Source organism: Streptomyces sp. CB03238, from assembly GCF_002099185.1.
Classification (GTDB): Bacteria; Actinomycetota; Actinomycetes; order Streptomycetales; family Streptomycetaceae; genus Streptomyces.
The window spans coordinates 95,528-110,168 of record NZ_NBCN01000026.1; the positions used below are offsets into that span (position 1 = coordinate 95,528).

The 14,641-nt window shown below is 74.5% G+C and carries 11 protein-coding genes and 1 pseudogene; 5 read left to right on the forward strand and 7 right to left on the reverse strand.

Annotation, left to right across the window (positions count from 1 at the left end):
- Positions 1–168: 168 nt before the first annotated feature.
- The 4 genes and pseudogenes from BKD26_RS33180 to BKD26_RS33195 form a co-directional block, all read left to right on the forward strand.
- Positions 169–549 (forward strand): annotated as a pseudogene (locus tag BKD26_RS33180) (ATP-binding protein); the annotation flags it as partial.
- An 11-nt stretch (positions 550–560) separates the two neighbouring features.
- Complete coding sequence (locus BKD26_RS33185; protein ID WP_241518969.1) at positions 561–1,562, forward strand: SpoIIE family protein phosphatase; 1,002 nt, start codon at positions 561–563, stop codon at positions 1,560–1,562.
- On the forward strand, positions 1,559–2,791 hold the full coding sequence (locus tag BKD26_RS33190; RefSeq protein ID WP_084905950.1) for a PP2C family protein-serine/threonine phosphatase: 1,233 nt from the start codon (positions 1,559–1,561) through the stop codon (positions 2,789–2,791). Before BKD26_RS33185 ends, BKD26_RS33190 begins: the two co-directional genes overlap by 4 nt.
- A gap of 78 nt (positions 2,792–2,869) precedes the next feature.
- Positions 2,870–3,235 (forward strand): ATP-binding protein, encoded by a 366-nt coding sequence (locus BKD26_RS33195; protein WP_084905951.1) that lies wholly within the window; start codon positions 2,870–2,872, stop codon positions 3,233–3,235.
- Positions 3,236–3,678: 443 nt separating this feature from the next.
- On the opposite strand, the gene BKD26_RS33205 is transcribed toward BKD26_RS33195, so the two are convergent.
- The 6 genes from BKD26_RS33205 to fmt all read right to left on the reverse strand — a co-directional run bounded on the left by BKD26_RS33205 (position 3,679) and on the right by fmt (position 10,834).
- Positions 3,679–4,530, reverse strand: a complete 852-nt coding sequence (locus BKD26_RS33205; protein WP_107418081.1) for an RNA polymerase sigma factor SigF — start codon at positions 4,528–4,530, stop codon at positions 3,679–3,681.
- A 167-nt stretch (positions 4,531–4,697) separates the two neighbouring features.
- A complete protein-coding gene (locus BKD26_RS33210; protein ID WP_084905957.1) occupies positions 4,698–6,140 on the reverse strand; it encodes a GuaB1 family IMP dehydrogenase-related protein in 1,443 nt (480 codons plus the stop codon).
- A gap of 382 nt (positions 6,141–6,522) precedes the next feature.
- A complete protein-coding gene (locus BKD26_RS33215) occupies positions 6,523–7,569 on the reverse strand; it encodes a sugar-binding domain-containing protein (protein WP_179166797.1) in 1,047 nt (348 codons plus the stop codon).
- A gap of 85 nt (positions 7,570–7,654) precedes the next feature.
- Complete coding sequence (gene rpe, locus BKD26_RS33220; RefSeq protein WP_073758027.1) at positions 7,655–8,338, reverse strand: ribulose-phosphate 3-epimerase; 684 nt, start codon at positions 8,336–8,338, stop codon at positions 7,655–7,657.
- Positions 8,339–8,432: 94 nt separating this feature from the next.
- The gene (locus tag BKD26_RS33225) at positions 8,433–9,854 is read right to left on the reverse strand and encodes a transcription antitermination factor NusB (protein ID WP_084905961.1); all 1,422 of its coding nucleotides are present in this window, start codon (positions 9,852–9,854) and stop codon (positions 8,433–8,435) included.
- 35 nt (positions 9,855–9,889) lie between these two features.
- Complete coding sequence (fmt, locus tag BKD26_RS33230) at positions 9,890–10,834, reverse strand: methionyl-tRNA formyltransferase (protein WP_084905963.1); 945 nt, start codon at positions 10,832–10,834, stop codon at positions 9,890–9,892.
- A gap of 227 nt (positions 10,835–11,061) precedes the next feature.
- On the opposite strand from fmt, the gene BKD26_RS33235 reads away from it, so the two are divergent.
- The gene (locus BKD26_RS33235; RefSeq protein ID WP_084905965.1) at positions 11,062–11,586 is read left to right on the forward strand and encodes a hypothetical protein; all 525 of its coding nucleotides are present in this window, start codon (positions 11,062–11,064) and stop codon (positions 11,584–11,586) included.
- Between the two features lie 392 nt (positions 11,587–11,978).
- Here BKD26_RS33235 and BKD26_RS33240 read toward each other — a convergent pair whose 3' ends face one another.
- Entirely contained in the window at positions 11,979–14,132 is a 2,154-nt protein-coding gene (locus BKD26_RS33240) for a primosomal protein N' (RefSeq protein WP_084905967.1), read from the reverse strand.
- Positions 14,133–14,641: the final 509 nt, after the last annotated feature.

Genomic DNA, 14,641 nt, shown 5'->3' on the forward strand with positions numbered 1-14,641 from the left:
TCCTCCGGCACGACGAGCACGACGAGCGCGTCGGCCACGACGAGCGCGTCGGGCCGGTCCGGCGTCCGGTCCGGCACGTCCGGCGACCGATACGGCAACACATCCGGCGACGCGTACCTTGACCCCGAAAGGCACCCCGACGGCCACGGCGGCGGCTCCCGCTACACCGTCGCCTCCGAGGAGGACCTGCTGACGGTACGTCACGCCGTACGGGCAGCCACCGTGGAGGCCGGCTTCGGGCTCGTCGACCAGACCAGGATCGTGACCGCCGCCAGCGAACTCGCCCGCAACGCCTACGTCCACGGCGGAGGCGGGGCCTTGGAGATCCGGATACTGACCCGGTCCGGGCGCAAGGGGCTGCGGCTCACCGTCCGGGACGACGGCCCCGGCATCCCCGACGTGGAGCAGGCGCTCACCGACGGGTACACCACCGGCACGGGGCTCGGCCACGGCCTGGGCGGCGCCCGGCGGCTGATGCACGAGTTCCAGGTCCACAGCGCCCCCGGCCAGGGCACCACCGTGGTCGTCACGCGCTGGAACGACCGCTGATGGGACCGCCGATGTCCGTCACCGCCCACATCCCGGTCGACCACTACAGCGCCGTCCAGCTCGCGGCCTCCACCGCCCGCCGGACGGCGCTGGACCAGGGGCTCACCGGCGCCCTGCCCGACCAGGCCGCCGTGCTGGCCAGCGAGCTGGCCGGCAACGTCGCCAAGTACGCCCTGAACGGCGCGCTGTACATCCAGCCGCTGCCGCTGCGCACCGGCGTGGAGATCCTCGCCGTGGACCGGGGCCCGGGCATGGCCGACCTGGAGCGGTGCCTCACCGACGGGTACACCACCAGCAGCACGCTGGGCTCCGGACTGGGCGCGGTGCGCCGCATCGCGGACGAGTTCACCGTGCGTACGAAGGAGGGCGCGGGCACCGTCGTCTCCGCCCGCCTGGGCGAACCGGGCGACGGCCCCGCTGAGGGGACGCCGGGCGTCGGCGCGGTGCGCGTCCCCGCCGACGGGGAGAGCGCCTGCGGGGACTCCTGGGGCCTCGCCGTCACCGGGGACGTACGCACCGCCCTCGTCGTGGACGGGCTCGGTCACGGCGGGCCCGCGTCCGAGGCGGCCGAGCTGGCCGTGCGCGCCTTCCACCGCGATCCCGCTCAGCCGCTGCCCCAGCTGGTGCGCACGATGCACCGCGCGCTGCGCCGCAGCCGGGGCGCGGCGGTCGGGCTGCTGCGGCTGTCGGCCGACGGCATCGAGCAGTGCTCGGTGGGCAATGTGCGCACCTTGCTGCTGGCGCACGACGGCGTCCGGCAGCGCTTCGGCGGCCAGCCGGGGGTCGTCGGCTGGAACATGCCCGAGCCGCGTGTGCAGCGCGTACCCGCCGAGCCGGGCGCGACCGCCCTGCTGCACAGCGACGGCATCGACGCGCGCTGGACGCACACCCTGACGCCGTTCCTCACCGGGCTGCCCGCGCCGCTGCTCGCCGGAGCCCTCGCCCACGAACACCGGCGCAGCCGGGACGACGCGACCGTCCTCGCCCTCGGCCCGGTGCGGAGAGAGCCATGAAACCGCAGATCACCACCCTGCACTCGCTCGCCGGACTGCGCAGCGCCCTGCGCCGCCTGGCCCACCGGGCGGGCCTGCCCGTCGAACTGCGCTACCGGCTCGCGCTGTCGGCGGCCCGGGTGGCCGGCGCCGAACTCACCGCCGGCCGGCCGGTTCTGCTGGAGACGGTGCCGCCGCAGCCGGCCGGCGGGGCGGACGGCCGGCTGACCGTACGGCTCCACCTCCCGCACGCGCCGCGCCGGCCGTCCCTCGAAGGGCTCCCGCTGCCGGCGGAGCGGCTGCCCGGCACGGCCGCCGTGTGGCGGGTGCCCGCGCCCGTCCCACCCGCCACCGACGCGGGCGGGGACAATCCGCCCGGCCTGGTGGAGCTGCTGGAGGAGGAGCTGAGCGCGGCGGTCGACCGGATGGACGCGCTCTCCGAGGACCACCAGCGGCTCAAGCACGAGCTGGCCGAGACGAACAGCGGCGTGCTGGCCCTGTACGTACAGCTGGAGGAGCGCGACGAGCAGCTGCGCCAGGCGCACGGCCGGATACTGCGCCAGCTGGAGGACGCCCTGCGCCCGCCGCCGGTCCGGGTCCCGGGCCTGGAGATGGCCGTCCACTACGAGCCGGCGGAGAAGCACGCCCCGACGGGCGGAGACCTGTACGACTGGTTCGTCCTGCCGGACGGCACCGTGCACATCACGGTGGTCGACGCGCTGGGGCACGGGCTGACCAGTACGCGCAGCGCGCTCAACGTCACCCACGCCGTACGCACCCTCGCCCTGGAGGGCCATCCCCTGGAGTCGATCGTCGCCCGGACGGACGAGGTGCTGGCGACCTTCGACCATGAGCTGATGGCCACCGTGCAGCTCGTCCGGCTCGACCCGGACAGCGGGGAGCTGGTGCTGGCGAACGGCAGCCACCCGCCCGCCCTCCTCGTACGGGAGGACGGCGAATCGCGCCTGCTGGAGGTACGCGGACGGGGCATCGGCTTCCCGCTGCCCGGCAGCGAGCGGCTGCTGCGCGACCGCCTCGGCCCCGGCGACCTGCTGGTGCTCTACACGGACGGGCTGACCGAGAGCCGCCGCGACCCGCGCGAGGGCGAGCAGCGGCTGGCGCGTGCGGCACGTCGGCACCGGAACCGTCCGATAGAGGAGGTCCCGGCGGCCATCGCGGACGACATGCACACGGTCATCCTGCACCCGGACGACACCGTGGCCCTGACCGTACGCCGGGTGCGCGGCTGATCCTCGCCACATCGATGGTTAATGCACGAGGGCTGGGTATGCGAGCGGTGATGACTGAAGGAGCCGCTCGTGGTTGTCATGATTTCGCCGTACGCCGACTGCGCCTCGGCCCGTGACACGGCCGCCCGCTTCGTGGCCGAGCACTGCCCGTGGGCGGACCTGGACGCCGTACAGCTGGTCGTCACCGAGCTGACGGCCAACGCCCTGCGCCACACCGACGGCTGGTGGCGACTGCGGCTGCGCGCCGAGCGCGAGGAGCTGACGGTGGAGCTGGACGACTCCAGCCCGGCCCTCCCCGAGGCGCGCACCCCGGACTTCACGGGCGGTGGCGGCGGCTTCGGCTGGCCCATGGTCCTGAGCCTCGCGGGCCGGGTGGAGGTCCACCGCATTCCGACGGGCAAGACGGTACGAGCGTCCTGGTCACGCGCACCGGAAGCAGCCTGAGACGCCCCCGGGCCGCGCGGCCGTCGGGCCGGCCGCCTGCGAGCGTCTACGAGCCGAGTGGCCCGCCGGCCTCCTTGAGGCGCCGGCCGCCGCACCTGTCAGCAAGCCCTCCGGAGGACGCCCCGAATTGTCCGGCCGAAAGCGGCGCGACGCCCGGAGGCGGTCCGACCCGAAGCGACGCGGCGCCCGAGCCCGTCCGCCGGAAGCGGCCCGGCCCGGAGCCGCCCGACACCTCAGCCGCCCCGCACACGAAACGGCCGGACACCCGGGCTGCCGACGTCCCAGCTGCCCCGCCCGGAGCGGCCCGGTGCCCCCAGCGGCCCCCGCCCCGTACCCGCCGATGCCCCGTGGTTGTCCGGCCCCCGGGGCCGCGCGACGCCCGGGGCGGTGTGCCCCGGGCGTCGGTTCGAGCAGCCGTCCGCCGGCCCTTCCAGCCGGCGGGCTCACTCCACGGCCAGGAGGCCTTCCCTCAGGCGCGCGGTGATCCGTGACAGCAGCCGGGACACGTGCATCTGGGACACGCCCAGTACGGCACCGATCTCGGACTGGGTCATCTCGTCCACGTACCGCATCTGCAGAATGCGCCGGTCGCGCTCGTCGAACTCCTCGATGAGCGGCTTCAGCGCCTGGACGTTCTCGACGATCTCCAGCTCGCGGTCCGGTTCCCCCAGCCGGTCCACGAGGGTCTCGGATGAGCTGTCGCCGCCGCTGTCGTCGAGCGGCAGGTCGATGGAGCCGGCGGTGTACCCGTTCGCGGCGACGAGCCCCTCGACGATCTCGTCCTCCTCCATGCCCAGGTGTTCGGCGAGTTCGGCGGGGGTCGGGGAGCGGTCCAGGCGCTGGAAGAGTTCGTCGGTCGCGCGGGCGATGTCGATGCGCAGCTCCTGGAGCCGCCGGGGCACGTGCACCGACCAGCTCGTGTCGCGGAAGAACCGCTTGATCTCGCCGATCACACACGGCATCGCGAAGGTCGTGAACTCGACCTCGCGGCTCAGGTCGAACCGGTCGATCGCCTTGATCAGGCCGATGGTGCCGACCTGGATGATGTCCTCCATCTGGTCGGACCGGTTGCGGAAGCGCGTGGCCGCGTACTTGACGAGGGAGAGGTTGAGCTCGATGAGGGTGTTGCGTACGTACTGATATTCCGCAGTCCCCTCCTCGAGCACAGCCAGCCGGTCGAAGAACTGCTTCGAGAGCTCCTTCGCGTCCTTCGGAGCCACCTCGCCGGGGTTCCGGACCTCCGGCAGATCAGCCGTCGTCTGCGGGGTGGTACCGGTCGAGATCGTGGTCGCCATGGACACCGCACCCTCCCTTTCAATCTCCGTACGTTCGCAAGGGCGCGTGTACCCGTCTCGTGCCGGAGCACGCATGGGGATGGGGACCGGCTTGAAAAAAGCGGAGGGGCCGCCTCCCGCTCGCGGCGGGAAAACGGCCCCTTCGGCGGCCTTGGCCTGATGAGGCGTCAGCTCCAGCTGGCGTGCAGCGGCTTGCCCTCGGCGTAACCGGCGGCGCTCTGGATGCCGACGATGGCCTTCTCGGCGAACTCCTCCAGGGAGCCCGCACCGGCGTACGTGCAGGACGAACGGACACCCGCGATGATCGAGTCGATCAGGTCCTCGACGCCCGGGCGGGCCGGGTCGAGGAACATCCGCGAGTGCGAGATGCCCTCCTCGAAGACCGCCTTGCGGGCCCGGTCGTACGCGGACTCCTCGCTCGTACGGTTGCGGACGGCACGCGCGGAGGCCATGCCGAACGACTCCTTGTAGAGCCGGCCGTTGGCGTCCTGCTGGAGGTCGCCGGGGGACTCGTACGTACCGGCGAACCACGAGCCGATCATCACGTTGGACGCGCCGGCGGCGAGCGCCATGGCGACGTCGCGCGGGTGACGGACACCGCCGTCGGCCCAGACGTGCTTGCCGTACTTCTTCGCCTCGGCGGCGCACTCCAGGACGGCGGAGAACTGCGGGCGGCCCACACCGGTCATCATGCGGGTGGTGCACATGGCGCCGGGGCCCACACCGACCTTGATGATGTCCGCGCCGGCCTCGACGAGGTCGCGTACGCCCTCGGCGGCGACGATGTTGCCGGCGACGATCGGCACGTGCGGGTCCAGGCCCCGGACGGTCCTGATCGCGGTGATCATCGACTCCTGGTGGCCGTGCGCGGTGTCGATGACGAGCGTGTCGACGCCCGCGTCCAGCAGCTGCTTGGCCTTGCCGGCCACGTCGCCGTTGATGCCGACGGCGGCGGCGATGCGCAGCTTGCCGTTGGCGTCGACGGCCGGGGAGTAGAGGGTCGCGCGCAGGGCGCCCTTGCGGGTCAGGATGCCGGCGAGGCGGCCGTCCTGGTCCACGGCGGGCGCGTACCGGCGGTTGTGGTGGTCGAGGGTGTTGAACGCCTCGCGCGGGTCCATGTCCGCGTCGAGGAGCAGCAGGTCCGTGGACATGACCTCGGACAGCTGCGTGAAACGGTCCACCCCGTTCAGGTCGGCGTCGGTGACGACACCGATCGGCCGCTGGTCGGCGTCGACGACGACGCCCGCGTTGTGCGCGCGCTTGGGCAGCAGCGACAGCGCGTCGGCGACGGTCTGGTGGGGGTCGAGCACGATCGGGGTGTCGAGCACGTGGTGACGGCTCTTGACCCAGGTGATGACGTCGGTGACGACCTCGATCGGGATGTCCTGCGGGATGACGACGAGGCCACCGCGCCGGGCGACGGTCTCGGCCATCCGGCGGCCCGCGATGGCGGTCATGTTCGCGACGACGAGCGGGATGGTGGTCCCGGTGCCGTCGGGGGAGGACAGGTCGACGCCCTGGCGGGAGCCCACGGCCGAGCGGCTAGGCACCATGAATACGTCGTCGTACGTGAGGTCGTACGGCGGCTTCAGGTCATTGAGGAAACGCACGTGCTGAACATCCCAGTCGTTCGGAGTTGGCCCCCGGGCATTTCAGCCGGGGGGAAAACGCACGTACTTCATTGTCCCATGCCCGCACACACGTACGCCCCAGGCGAAACGCACAGGCCCCGAAGGGATCACTCGTAGGTTCCTCCGACCGCGGGCTGAGAGCCGCGCGGCGGCCTCCGTGCGCCACGGCACCGGCCCCCGGCCGAGGGCGCTGAGCCAAGAGGCGCCGGGCCGCCCCTGGCCCGTGGTCGGGCACCGAGCCGGGGGCGGCATGCCCGTGGCCGGCGGGCACCAGGCCCAGGGGCGCCGGGCGTGTCCGCACGGAGCTGGGCCGGGGGCCGACCCGCGCTCTCGCTTCGGCGGCGGGCCGGCCAGGGGGCGGTTACTCGTCCGGGTCCGTGCGGTCCAGGGCCGGGCGGGGGCCGGGCGTGAACTCGGTGAGGAGGTAGTCCGCCGCCGTGGTGTCCGTGACCAGGCTCGTGACGAGCCCGGACCGCAGCACCGCACCGATCGCCGCCGCCTTGCGCGCTCCGCCCGCGATGGCCACGACCTCGGGGATACGCCGCAGCCGGTCGGCCTCGACCGTGATGCACCGCTCGCCGAGGTCACGCCCCACCCGGCGCCCGTTCGCGTCGAAGAGGTGGGCCGACATCTCGGCCGCGACGCCCAGCGAGGCGTAGTGCGCCCGCTCCTCGTCCGTGAGCATGTCGTGGACGGTGGAGATGCCCGGCTCCCACGAGCCGATGGACACCGCCGCGACCGTCACCTTGTCGAAGTACTCGAAGGCGCGGGCGATCCCGGTCTGGTTGCGCAGCGCCGCCGCGGTCGCCGGGTCGGGCAGCAGCATCGGCGCGTAGATCGGGTGGGCCTCGCCGCCGGAGACCTGGGCGGCACGCCGTACCGCCTCCACCGAGCCGCGCTCGGCCGTGCCCGCGTCGTACACGCCCGTGAGCTGGACGACCGTGCAGGGCGGCAGCCGGTCGAGGGCGGCCGCCATGTGGATGGTGGAGCGGCCCCACGCCAGGCCCAGGACGTCGCCCTCGGCCACGAGCTCGGCGAGCAGGTCGGCCGCGACCTCGCCCAGGTTCTCGGGGTCGGGCGAGGCGTCCTCGCCCTCCGGCGGGGACTCGACGACCACGGCGTGACGCAGCCCGTACCGGGCGCGGAGCGCGTCGGAGCGCTCGGCGTCTAGCTCGGCGGGTACGCGGATCTCGATGCGTACGAGGTCACGCTCCAGAGCGGTTTCCAGGACCCGCGCGACCTTGAAGCGGCTGACGCCGAACTCCTCCGCGATCTGGATCTTGGACTTGCCCTCGAGGTAGAAGCGACGGGCCATGGCCGCCGCCTGCACCAGCTCCGCGGGTCCCATCCGCAGGGCTGGCCGTCCCGCCGACATAGCAGACACCGCGATCTCCTCACTGCTGTTCACACTTCGGATCGCCATCCTCGCAGATGTGGCGGTCCTTGATCGGTCCTGTTGGGCTGCGTTCATCTGCCCGTGGTTCACCCGTGGCTCAGTGGCCGCACGCCCACGCGGCCGTGGCGGTCGCCGCGGTGGCCTGTTCGCGCAGGGCCCGTACCGCGGCGGCCGGGTCCTCCGCTCCGTACACGGCGGAGCCGGCGACGAAGACGTCGGCACCGGCCTCCGCGCACCGCTCGATCGTGGACGCCGAGACACCGCCGTCGACCTGGAGCCACAGCTGGAGGCCGTGCTTGGAGATCAGCTCCCGGGTGCGGCGGATCTTCGGCAGCATGATGTCCAGGAAGGCCTGGCCGCCGAAGCCCGGCTCCACGGTCATGATCAGCAGCATGTCGAGCTCGGGGAGCAGGTCCTCGTACGGCTCGATGGGGGTGGCGGGCTTCAGCGCCATCGAGGCCCGCGCCCCCTTGGCCCGGATCTCGCGGGCAAGCCGGACCGGGGCGGCGGCCGCCTCGACGTGGAAGGTGACCGAGCCGGCCCCCGCCTCCACGTACTGCGGGGCCCAGCGGTCGGGGTCCTCGATCATCAGGTGGCAGTCCAGCGGGGTGTCCGTCGCCCGCGCGAGCGACTCCACGACGGGCACACCCAGGGTGAGGTTGGGCACGAAGTGGTTGTCCATGACATCGACATGGAGCCAGTCGGCGCCGTCGACGGCCTTCGCCTCCTCGGCGAGCCGGGCGAAGTCGGCGGACAGAATGCTGGGGTTGATCTGGGCCATGAGCCAAGCCTGCCATGTCCCATGGGGTTTCTTTTACCCGATGCCCGCCCCCGGGCCCGTCCGACGCGGCACACTTGCCACAATCCCGACGAATTCACTCCGTGCGTCGCAGCAGCGCCAGGTACATGGCGTCCGTGCCGTGCAGATGCGGCCACAGCTGTACGTCGGGCCCGTCGCCGATCGCGGGGACGCCCGGCATCAGGGGCCTGGCGTCGATCAGCTCCGCGCCGCCCGTCCTCTTCAGCACGTCGTCGACGACGACCCGGGTCTCCGCCAGGTGCGGCGAGCAGGTCGCGTACCCGACGATCCCGCCCACCCGGACGGCCTTCAACGCCTCGGTGAGCAGGGCGCGTTGGAGCGGGCCGAAGCTCTCCAGGTCCTCCGGGCGGCGGCGCCAGCGGGCCTCGGGGCGGCGGCGCAGGGCGCCCAGGCCGGAGCACGGGACGTCCACGAGGGCGCGGTCGAAGGAGCCGGGGCGCCACGGCGGGCGGGTGCCGTCGGCGGTGATGACCTGGTACGGGCCCGGGTTGCCGGCCAGCGCCCGGTCGACCAGCCGGGCGCGGTGCGGCTGCTTCTCGGAGGCGAGCAGGGCGGCGCCGCGCTCGGCGGCCAGCGCGCCGAGGAGGGCCGCCTTGCCGCCGGGGCCCGCGCAGCCGTCGAGCCAGCGCTCGTCGGGGCCGTCGAGCGGGGCGTTGGCGAGGGCGATCGCGACGAGCTGGCTGCCCTCGTCCTGGACGCCCGCCCTGCCCTCGCGTACGGCGTCGATGGCGCCCGGCTCGCCGCCCTCGGCGAGGCGTACCGCGTACGGGGACCAGCGGCCCGGCAGGCCGGCCTCGTCGCCCAGCACGTCCAGCAGCTCGCCCGTGGTGGACCGGCCGGGGCGGGCCACCAGCGTGACCTCGGGCCGCTCGTTGTCGGCCTCCAGCAGGTCCTCGATCCCGGCGCGGCCGCCGCCGAGCGCGTCCCACAGCGCGGAGACGATCCAGCGCGGGTGCGAGTGCACGACGGCCAGGTGGTCCTCGGCGTCCTCGTCGTAGGGCGGGGCCACCTGCTGCACCCAGGCGTCGAGGTCCTGCTGCGCGATCTTACGGAGTACGGCGTTGACGAACTTGGCCCGCCCGTCGCCGAGCACCACCCTCGCCAGCTCCACGCTGGCCGAGACTGCCGCGTGCGTGGGGATCCGCGTCCCGAGCAGCTGGTGCGCGCCCAGCGCGAGCACGTCGAGCACCGGCGGGTCGACCTCGCGCAGCGGCCGGTCGATGCACGCCGCGATGATCGCGTCGTACGTGCCCTGGCGGCGCAGCGTGCCGTACACCAGCTCGGTGGCGAGCGCCGCGTCCCGGTTGTCGAACCCCTCCTTCTCCCGCGCCTTCTTCAGCAGCGGCGGCAGGACGAGGTTGGCGTACGCGTCCCGCTCGTCGACGGCGCGCAGCGCCTCGAACGCCAGGATCCGCACCGGGTCCTTCTTGGGGCGGCGGTACGGCTTGGGGGGACGGCGACGGGACTGCTCGCTCACAAGGTGCTCCGCTTTTCGGTGAGGCTCGTACCCTTTCAGCCTACGTCGGCCCCGCCGGCCTTCTCGCCGGGGGCGATCCGCACGCCCCGCGCCCAGTCGGCGCCGCGCATCGGCTTCTTGCCCTGCGGCTGGACCCACAGCAGCTCCACCGCATGCGAGCCGGTGCCGACGTACACGTTGTTCTTGGCCGCCGACAGCTCGCCGGGCGCCAGGTCGGTGCGGTCGGGCACCAGGGCGGCCTGGATGACCTTGAGCCGCTCGCCACGGAAGACGGTCCAGGCGCCGGGGGCGGGCGTGCAGCCGCGTACGACACGGTCGACGCGCAGCGCCGGGGCCTTCCAGTCGATGTGCGCGTCCTCGACGGTGATCTTGGGGGCGAGGGTGACGCCTTCGGTGGGCTGCGGTACGGCCTTGAGGGTGCCGTCCTCGATGCCGTCCATCGTCGCGGCGAGCAGGCCCGAGCCGGCGAAGGCGAGCCGGGTGAGCAGGTCGCCGCTGGTGTCGGTGGACCGCACCTGCTCGGTGATCACGCCGTACACCGGGCCGGAGTCCAGGCCCTCCTCGATCTGGAACGTCGACGCGCCGGTCACCTCGTCCCCGGCCATGATCGCGTGCTGCACGGGCGCGGCGCCGCGCCAGGCGGGCAGCAGGGAGAAGTGCAGGTTCACCCAGCCGTGGGCGGGGACGTCGAGGGCCACGCGCGGCAGCAGGGCGCCGTACGCGACGACGGGGCAGCAGTCGGGCGCGATCTCGCGCAGCCGGGCCAGGAAGTCCTCGTCGCGGGGCTTCGCCGGCTTGAGCACCTCGATCCCGGCCTCCTCGGCGCGCTGGGCGACGGGGCTGGCGACGAGCCGGCGGCCGCGCCCGGCGGGGGCGTCGGGCCGGGTGACGACAGCGGCCACCTCGTGCCGGTCCGAGGCGATCAGGGCGTCCAGGGCGGGTACGGCGACCTCGGGGGTGCCTGCGAAGACGAGCTTCATCAGTGGCTGACTGCCTGTCTGTTCGGTGGCGGTGGCGGGCGACGCACCAGTTTAGGGGCCGGTGGGACGGGGGCGTACGTCGCCTTGCGCGCCCTACGCATATGCGGATACGCCCCCGCAGCGTGACCCCGACCACGGGTGGCGCGTTGGTCAAGGCAGATTGACCGAAACGGGCCGCCGCCTCGGAGCGGCCCACCCCTTTCAACGCCGGTTCGAGAGGCTTGTAAATGGCCGACCACGCAACCCACGACGCCCAAGCCCGGGCGAGCCTGCACCTGCTGGTGCGGGACATCGAGCGGGTCCGCCGGCAGGTGGACGCACTGCGCACGCTCACCGCCCAGCTCGGCAATGTGTACCGCCCGCGGCGATCCGGCCCGTCCACGGGCTTCGTCGTCTACGGCAGGGCCCCGGCCCCCACCGTCCGGCTCGCCCAGGAGCTGCGGGACAGCGTCGAGACCCTGGTGACCGCGGCGGTGGACTTCGACCGCTCGCTGGGCTTCTCGTGGGACGCGGTGGGCTCGGCCCTCGGGGTCACCAAGCAGGCCGTCCACCGCCGGTACGGCGCCCGGCGGGCGGCGGCCCAGCAGACGGCCACGGCGGAGCCGGACCACGCCGTCGAGCCGGGCGGCGGTACGCGGACGATGCCCTCGGTCCCGGCCGCGCGCTCGATGCCGCCCCAGCCCACCTCCGGCTCCCAGACCCTCCGCGACGAGGTCCGCCCGAGCGCCTTCCCCGGCCCGCGCAACGGCTGACCCCCACGCGGCCGCCCGGCCCCCTCGCCGCAGGGAAGCCGGGCGGCCGCCCCATGCGACACCCCCCGCGCAAGGCCCCGCCCCCGGCGCCCGGCCCCGCGCGGCGCGCAGCTACCCGCGCCCAGCACGGCCCGCCCCCAGCCACTGCCGCACCAGCCTTCCGGGCCGCCCCGGCGAACCGGCACCGGAACCCGCCCCGCCCTGGCGCCCGCGGCGCGAAGCCGCCCGCGCCCCTGGGACCTTTTCACCGCACGCGGCGCGACGCTGCCGCGTTCCGGGGGCGCGGGGGCGTCAGCCCTCGCGAGGACCACCACGGGGGTCCGGGGGCGGAGCCCCCGGTTTCGGGACGGGGCGGGGTGGGGGAAAGAACCCCGCCCAAGCCCGCCGCACCGTCACCCGATGTCCGGCGGGTCCACCCGCACCCGTACCGGCTCCGTGCCTCCCCGCGCCAGCCGTGCCGCCTGTGCCGCCTTCAGCGCGGCCGCCAGCGCCGCCCCGCTCCCCGGCGGGACCCGGAGCAGCGCCCGCTCCCAGACCTCGCCCGGCGGGGCGTCCCCGGGGCGGCGCGGGGCGCCCGGGGGCGAGGGCGGGAGCGGCACCGGGCCGAGTACCTCGGCGTCCGGCGGCAGCTCGGCGGCCGCCAGGAACGCCGCGACCGCCTCCGCCCGCCCCGTCACCGACGCCATCCGGGAGACCGGGGGGAAGCCCAGCTCCGCCCGCTCGGCCAGCTCGCGCTGGGCATGGCCGACCGGGTCCCACCGCACCAGCGCCTGCACGGGCCGCAGGGTCGGCTCGGCGACGATGACGACGGTGCCGCCCTCGTCCTGGCCCCGCACCAGCGAGGCCGCGTCCATCCAGCGCCGCAGCGCCTCCTCGCCCGCCCGCAGGTCGGCCCGCCCGAGCATCGCCCAGCCGTCCAGCAGCAGCGCCGCCGCATACCCGCCCTCGGCGACCGGCTCGGCGCCCGGGGTGCTGACCACCAGCGCGGGGCGCCCCGGCACGGTGTCCAGCACGTGGTCCCGCCCCGACGTCCGTACCGGCACGGCCGGGAACGCCCGCCCCAGCTCCTCCGCCGTGCGCCGCGCGCCCACGACCTGGGCCCGCAGCCGGGCGGACCCGCACTCCGCGCAGTGCCAGTCCGGGGCGCCCCGACCGCACCAGCCGCACCGCAACTCCCGCTGCTCCGGTGCCTCCAGCGGCCCCGCGCAGTGCCGGCACCGCGCGGGCGTCCGGCACCGCTCGCACGCCAGCCGGGGTACGTACCCCCGCCGGGGCACCTGGACCAGCACGGGCCCGGACTTCAGGCCCTCCCGTGCCGCCTGCCAGGCCAGCGACGGCAGCCGGGCCGCCCGCGCCGCCTCGTCCCGCGCCAGTTCCCCGTCCCCCACGGTCCGTACCAGCGGCGCGGCGGCCCTGACCCGCTCCCGGGGTGCCACCAGCGGCCGTGCCCAGCCGGTCCCGACGAGCTGGGCCGCCTCGACCGTGCAGCTCGTACCGCCCAGCAGGAAGCCGCACTTGTCGTGTGCGGCGCGCAGCAGCAGCACCTCGCGCGCGTGCGGCAGGGGCGCGTGCTGTTCGCTGTGGCTGGAGTCACCGTCGTCCCAGATGGCGACGAGGCCCAGGTCCCGCACCGGGGCGAACATCGCCGCCCGCGTCCCGACGACCGCGCGCACGGCCCCGCGCCGCACGGCGAGCCACTGCGCGTACCGCTTCTCGGGCCCCGCCTCGGCGGTCAGCACGGCGTGCCGCCCCTCCCCCAGCACAGCGGTCAGCGCCGCGTCCACCCGCCCGGCCGCCCGCCCGTCGGGCACCACGACGAGCGCGCCGCGCCCCGACGCGAGCGTGGCGCCCACCGCCCTGGCCAGCTCCTCCGCCCAGTACGGCCCCGGCAGCGCGTTCCACACGGCCCGCGGCGACCGGCCGCCCGCGAGCGCCGCCAGGAACGCAGGCCCCTGGGCGTACCGCTCCCAGGTCCCGGGCTCCGGCGCGGCGGGCGGCGGCAGAGGCTCGGGCGACGGCTTCCGCTCGGCCTTCACGTTCCGCGGCGGGACGGCCAACTGGAGCACATCGGCAAGGCTCCCGGCGTACCGATCGGCCACCGCCCGCGCCAGGTCCAGCAGCTCGGCGCTGAGCACCGGCTCCGGCGACACCACGTCCGCGAGCGCCGCCAGTGGCCCCGCGTAGTCCGACTCGGCCCGCCGCTCCACCAGGAACCCGTCTATGAGGCGCCCGCCCTCGCGCCGCCCGTCCCGCACCTGATGCGCCCCGGCCCCGAACCGCACCCGCACCCGCACCCCCGGCTGCGCGGCGGCGTCGAGCTCCTCGGGCACCGCGTAGTCGAAGAACTGGTCCAGGTGCAGAACGCCCTTGTTCACCACGACCCGCGCGACCGGCAGCTCCCTGGCCAGCGCGGCTCCCCGCCACGTCCGTGGCTTGGCGCGGGGCACCTTCGCCTTGCGCACGGTCTCCCGTATGAGCGCGAGCTGCTCGGGCGGCTCGGCCCCCCGGCCGCCGCCACCCTCCGGCTTCCCGTTCTCGCTGCTCACAGCCACATTCCTACCAGAGCCCACTGACAACACCGGTTGGCAGCGGCATGCGCTGGTATGACCGCGTGACCGTCCAGGACACCGCGAAGCTGCTGCCGGCGACACCCGCCCTCCGCGACCACTGCCGTGCCCTCGCCATGCTGGAGGCGATCGTCTGCCCGGACCCCCACTTCCGGCACTACGCCTTCGACGCGCGCTGGTCCACGAGGTACTCCGACCCGTCGAGGATCGAGTACTCGTCGCCCGAGCCCTTACTCATCGAGGCGAGCTCATCGGTCCCCCCTCACGGACGAGCTGGTCGCCGCCCTGAACCCGAAGCTCACCCTCGCCGGCCTCGCCGAGGACATCGCCGCCATCGGCTGTCCCCGGCACAGCCGCTGAAACGCCGAAGTCCGGCGCCCCGGAAAAGGGCGCCGGACTTCGCAGGGCACGGGGCGGCTTACAGCCCGGCGGCCTTGCGAAGGGCGTCGACGCGGTCGGTGCGCTCCCAGGTGAAGTCGGGCAGCTCG

Excerpts from the sequence above, each read along its gene's own strand:
- BKD26_RS33185 (WP_241518969.1), top strand. The coding sequence starts at position 561 with ATGTCCGTCACCGCCCACATCCCGGTCGACCACTACAGCGCCGTCCAG.
- BKD26_RS33190 (WP_084905950.1), top strand. The coding sequence starts at position 1,559 with ATGAAACCGCAGATCACCACCCTGCACTCGCTCGCCGGACTGCGCAGC.
- BKD26_RS33195 (WP_084905951.1), top strand. The coding sequence starts at position 2,870 with ATGATTTCGCCGTACGCCGACTGCGCCTCGGCCCGTGACACGGCCGCC.
- BKD26_RS33205 (WP_107418081.1), bottom strand. The coding sequence starts at position 4,530 with ATGGCGACCACGATCTCGACCGGTACCACCCCGCAGACGACGGCTGAT.
- rpe (WP_073758027.1), bottom strand. The coding sequence starts at position 8,338 with ATGGCCCAGATCAACCCCAGCATTCTGTCCGCCGACTTCGCCCGGCTC.
- fmt (WP_084905963.1), bottom strand. The coding sequence starts at position 10,834 with ATGAAGCTCGTCTTCGCAGGCACCCCCGAGGTCGCCGTACCCGCCCTG.
- BKD26_RS33235 (WP_084905965.1), top strand. The coding sequence starts at position 11,062 with ATGGCCGACCACGCAACCCACGACGCCCAAGCCCGGGCGAGCCTGCAC.